Origin of the sequence: Aporhodopirellula sallentina SM41 (genome assembly GCF_000346505.1) — a bacterium.
Classification (GTDB): Bacteria; Planctomycetota; Planctomycetia; order Pirellulales; family Pirellulaceae; genus Rhodopirellula; species Rhodopirellula sallentina.
In genome coordinates this window covers 1-5,448 of record NZ_ANOH01000070.1, presented here as the reverse complement: position 1 = coordinate 5,448, position 5,448 = coordinate 1, and the positions used below count along the sequence as shown (strand labels likewise).

At 55.4% G+C, this 5,448-nt stretch carries 4 protein-coding genes; all 4 read left to right on the top strand.

Features of this window, described 5'->3' with window-relative positions; translation table 11 throughout:
* Nucleotides 1-1,034 (top strand): DUF1559 family PulG-like putative transporter (locus tag RSSM_RS03865; RefSeq protein WP_044300966.1); only part of this gene is annotated, 1,034 nt, incomplete at its 5' end.
* Between the two features lie 87 nt (nucleotides 1,035-1,121).
* Entirely contained in the window at nucleotides 1,122-1,325 is a 204-nt protein-coding gene (locus tag RSSM_RS03860; RefSeq protein ID WP_008674719.1) for a hypothetical protein, read from the top strand.
* Nucleotides 1,326-1,704: 379 nt separating this feature from the next.
* Nucleotides 1,705-4,164: a family 78 glycoside hydrolase catalytic domain gene (locus tag RSSM_RS03855; RefSeq protein ID WP_236620917.1), complete on the top strand. Its 2,460-nt coding sequence runs from the start codon at nucleotides 1,705-1,707 to the stop codon at nucleotides 4,162-4,164.
* 333 nt (nucleotides 4,165-4,497) lie between these two features.
* The gene (locus RSSM_RS03850; protein ID WP_008674714.1) at nucleotides 4,498-5,397 is read left to right on the top strand and encodes a hypothetical protein; all 900 of its coding nucleotides are present in this window, start codon (nucleotides 4,498-4,500) and stop codon (nucleotides 5,395-5,397) included.
* The last annotated feature ends 51 nt before the right edge of the window (nucleotides 5,398-5,448 follow it).

Below are 5,448 nucleotides of genomic sequence, written 5' to 3'. Positions count from 1 at the left end.
TGCAAAACGGTGGCACCAATCAAAAGGTGGGGGCGGCCAAGCCTCTTCCTGACAACGTGCTCGAGTTGAGTTGGTTGGTCGGGTTAACTCCGTTCATGGAGCAGCAAGCGTTGTGGGAACAAATCAGCAACCCTTACATCGCGCCCGGCGGCACCGTGGTCCATCCACCCATGGGCAGCGAACCTCGCTTTACAATTGCTAACCACGGCACGACCGATCCATATACACCCTGGTTGACTGAAGTGCCTGGCTTGCGATGCCCGAGTGATCCAGGACGCGGTTTACCCGCACAAGGGCGCACGAACTATGCCGCGAGTCTCGGCGATGCTACGGCGTTGCTGCTCAGTAATATCGATGACCGCGGCAATGAGTCCGGATCGGGGTGGCAGGTTGCGACGTATCGTCAACGCTCGCGTGTTTCGAATCGTGGGTTCTTCCGTTCACGTCACGTGATGAAGTTCCGCGACATCCTCGATGGTTTGGCCAACACGATATGTGCGGGCGAAATCGTGACGGACCTTGGGGACAATGACACGCGAACCCGTCTCGTGTCAGGGAGCACCAGTGTTGTGGTTTCGCGAAACGAAGGCGGTAACCAAGCATGCGACGGTGACATCGATCCACAACGTCCGCAATTTTGGAAGTCGGGTGCCAACTTCACTAGCATCGCTCTCGGTGGTGCCGCTGAAGCCGGACGCGGTTTTAAGTGGGCGATGGGGCGCGGTGTTTACGGATACCTGACCATCGTCACACCGCCAAACAGCAACCTCTGCGTCGATTCGAACGGGAGCGAGAACGAACTGTCAGATGGTCTTTATCCCGCAGGAAGTCGCCATCAAGGCGGTTGTCATATTCTGATGGGCGACGGGGCGGTCAAGTTCATTACCGATTCCATCGAGGCGGGCAACCAATCCAGCCGGCACGTCGGCGACGACCCGAACAACAACCTCGCGCCAGGTTCACGAAGTCCGTTCGGTCTTTGGGGAGCATTGGGCACGCGAGCGGGCAAAGAGGTCATTGAAGAAGAATTCTGATTCGGACGTGGTTCGCCTCTCTTTCGCCGGATGCACATGCGTCCGGCATTTTTGTTTTAAGTTTGATCTTCGTAAAGGAATTTGAACATGTTTCGTAGTATCGGATTGATGGTTTTGGTAGCCGGTTCGCTCGCGTTCGTGGGTTGCGATAATAGCGATCCTGGCGTGGTGACCAATAGCGATGAAATTGGGCAATACCTCAACGACAACCCCGACGCCAACAACACTAATTTGGATTTGGACGAGACGATTGCCGAAGTGCCGAGCGATGCAACGGACGCTCCTAACTAAAGGCCCCTTCAACTGATTTAGCGGATGTCGCCAGACTTTGGAGTTCCGAATTCTGGCGACCGGCATCTTCCGTGAACGGGCATGTCCTTGTCTGAGATACTCGAACCGTTTGAAGGTTCTTGTCAGGGGTGGAGCATCATCGCTGAATCGCCGCGGGCGACGAGTAAGCAGGCGAAACGAGTGGCGATCCGGAAGCGATTAAAATCTCGTTGCAGAAAGATCGAAACTCGGTCAACTGAATCTGACGCTTTGATGCGAAAGCTATGCCGCGCAACGGAGCCAATTGCGGTGCGGCGAAGCCCCATTGTTTTACTGCGAAGCCATTTGCTTTATCGTGAAGCCAATTGCGCCACGCGAATATCGAAAAACACCGAGTCACATGCGAACCCCACTTGCTAGCGTAGTCACGATTCTCTCATGGTTGGTCATTTCGCCTGGGGCGTCTGCCGCGCCGGTGCATCTCGTCGAAGAGCGTCCTGTCAGCATAGTGCAGACGGAATCGGGCGGGTACCTCGTTGATTTTGGTCGTGTCGCGTTTGGCAATGTTCGGCTGAATCCTCCGCGGGACGTAAGCGGAGAGGTTGTCATCCACTTTGGCGAGGCGTTTGCGGATGGACGCATCGATCGCCGGCCCCCTGGAACCGTCCGGTATCTGAAAACGATCGTTGCTGTTGATGGTGGTGCCCCGGTGATTGCGGCTCCCAAGGCCGACCGGCGTAATACTCAACAGAATCGTGGTGCCATTTTGACGCCATCGGAGTGGGGTGTTGTTGCACCGTTTCGTTGGCTCGAGATCGAGGGATGGGATGGAGAACTGCGTCCGGAGCACGTGACGCGGCAAGCGGCGTATGCGGCGACGTGGGATGACGATGCCGCTGCGTTTGAATCGTCTGACGAGATGCTCAATCAGATCTGGGAGTTGTGTCGCTACTCGATCAAAGCCACAACGTTTGCCGGTGTTTATGTCGACGGTGATCGCGAACGTATTCCGTACGAAGCCGATGCTTATTTGAATCAACTCAGTCACTACTATTGCGACCAAGATGTTCAGATGGCCCGAGATACGTTCGACCATCTCATGAAGCATGCCACGTGGCCGACCGAATGGGCGCCGCACATGGTGTTCATGTTGCACGCGGACTGGATGCGAACAGGCGACGCCGAGTGGTTAGCCGAACGGTACGAGTCCGTGAAGTCGAAGATGCTGCTCGATCGACGCGGTCCCGATGGATTGATCCATAGCAATGCCCAGCAGATCAAGCGAACGGACATTGTTGATTGGCCAGCAGGTGAGCGGGATCGTTTTGAGTTCAAAGAAATCAACACGGTCGTCAATGCGTTTCACCTGCGGGCGATTGCGTTGATGATTCAAATAGCTCGTAGTCTCGGTATCGATGATGACGTGGAGGAGTTCACTGCACACGGGAAACGGAGCTATGCGGAGTTTCAGCGACAACTCTTTGACGTTGAGTCGGGGCGTTATCGCGATGGTGTCGGGACGGAGCACCAGTCTGTTCACGCGAATTTGTTTCCCCTCGCTTTCAGGTTGGCGCCCGAATCCGATCGAGAGCAGATTGCCGATTGGCTGGGGAGTCGCGGGATGAGGTGTTCGGTTTATGCCGCTCAATATTTGATGGAAGCGATGTTTCAAAATGGCGCTGATGATTTAGCGGTTGCCATGATGACGGCTCCGAACCGACGGAGTTGGCGAAACATGGTGCGCGCCGGAACCACGATCACTTGGGAAGCATGGGATCAAAAATACAAACCGAACCAGGATTGGAATCACGCCTGGGGCGCCGCGCCCGCCAACCTGTTGCCGCGATTCATTCTTGGTGCCGAAGCTCTGTCGCCGGGATGGGAAGTTGCCCGCATTCGACCCTGCATGGGCGGATTGAAGTACGCCAAGGGCAAAGTGCCGACACCACGCGGACCGATTGAGATTGACTGGACCCTGGAAGGTGAGTTGTTGGAATTGTCCGTTGCGTTGCCTCCGGGGATGACCGCTCAGATCGAATTGCCCGCCTCCGAAGTGTCGCGAGTGGTTGAGTCGGAAGGTCAGGTGATCGACGCGACTCGTGTTGGTGATCGGTTGATCCTGGACGGAACGATGCAAGGTGACGCGACGTTCTCGGTGAAGTATCAGCCGAAGCAGCGTGAGCAGGTCGTAGTGACGGTGCCTCCCGCGAAGTTGATTGGGCACTGGAAGCTCGACGGCAACGCCAACGATTCGGTTGGTTCTCGAGATGGATTGGTAGGCGGGATGGTTCGTTTTGTTCCGGGGAAAGTCGGGCGAGCGGCAACATTCGAGTCCGAGCGAGGTTTCATCTCGACGAGTGAGAATCCGTTTCCCAAAACGGACTTTTCGATCGCGGCTTGGGTGCGATTGAAACGCCAATCCTCGGGCAAGTCCTATATCGCGGGAACTCAAAATTCGAATCGAGCGGGCGCGTTCTTCCGAGTCGAGCCTGACCGTTCGGTGTCGGCGACGTTGTTGCCAGGCGGTGGTGTTATCGCGGAGGTCGCGTCGATCCCCGGTACCATCACGCTCGGAGATTGGACGCACGTGGCCATGACTGTTGGTGACGCGGACGGATTGAAGCTATACGTTGACGGCGTCCTTGTAGGCGAGGATGTTTCGGCGACCTCCCATGCCACGATTAAGAATTTCACTATCGGGCGACGTCCCGATCGGGCTTTGTCGGTCAGCAACGGAGGCGATTGGTTAGGTGAAATCGACGACGTGGCGGTTTGGCTGGGCGTGCTAACAGACTCGCAATTGAAAAACACGATCGACAAAGGTGCCGCGCACTTCGACGAGGCCATCTCTGATAATTGACGCGGCATCGGACGACGAATCGGCGGGCATTTCCCCTGTCGTCTCATGGGAAGCTCTGTCCGTTATAGAAGCTTGATATTCAGCGGGCTGATTTCTTCCCGGCTCAGCGACTCGATCGGCAAACAGATGCTGCATATGGGGGTTAGCTTTCAAACCGTTAATCTTATAAGTTTGCGAGCCTGTTGAGTGTGGTTCATCGCAGGCAGATATCGCTAGATGCGGGACCCCATTTTGTATTTGATGCACATCTGTGGTGGTGATGAAATGTTAAGTGTCCTTGTGCCTAAGCTTGCTGTTTTCGCCTCCGAGTTGAGGCGTCTTGATTGCGAAAGAATGTTTTTGAGTCTTGGTGTCTTGTTTGCGTCCGTCGCTATTGCTGGAACGGCTCCAGCCGGGGAGTACGGTGACCTCACGGCCCAGGAACAAGCCGATCTGTCTCGTTTCTTGGGTTGGGTCTGGGCCGATGGCAAACCATTGAACACTGATCAAGTAACCGGAATTCGCTCGGAGGTACGCCATGCGAAATACCAAGCTGTCGTTGAACGGCTCTTGGCGGTTCCCGAGCTTGGTATGCAATTGGGGAACACGGATGGCGAACCTGATAAACGGAAGGTCAAAGCTCCTTGGAACTTTTGGAACAATTCGCTGCCAGGCGGAAATCCAGGAGATCCACAACTCCTGAGAGACGCGATTCGCAATCCTAATTTCTTAGCCGGAGTGATCGAGGGAGAGGGCGGTCGAAGCAAAAAGGGACAGCTCTACTACATGGACGACCATTTCCACGGACCGGCCCGTCAAGACAAGTTGTACGGTCTAGCTCACTTTGGACCCGAAAGAATTCTGCAGCTCTTCGAATTGCTTGGAGAAACCTACGGTTTCACTCGCACCAGCCTGCGAATTGGCGGAGAGAACCCATCTTCACCGATCTACACGTACGCCCAAATCGATGAAGCTCGCGCAGATCTGCATCGGCGATTCGCGGCCGCAAAAGCCCACAATGAAGCCGTGAATCAGGAAGGAAGGAGCGACTATCAAAAGTTGATCCCCACCCATCTCTTTGTCCATTCCGACGACTGGGACACGCTGCGAAGCTACGGGTTCTTCTTTGCGGGACGCATACCAGACTCACCAACCGGGACTCCGCATCGCAGCGTGGCGGATGGAACGTTTCCCGCCAGCGACCTGCCGTTGGCGACAGGTACCATGAGCTTCTTTGGACCAACGAGTAATTAGTCGACCAAGGAACGGATTATGAAAACCGCTTCATGGTTTTGAACGCGGCAA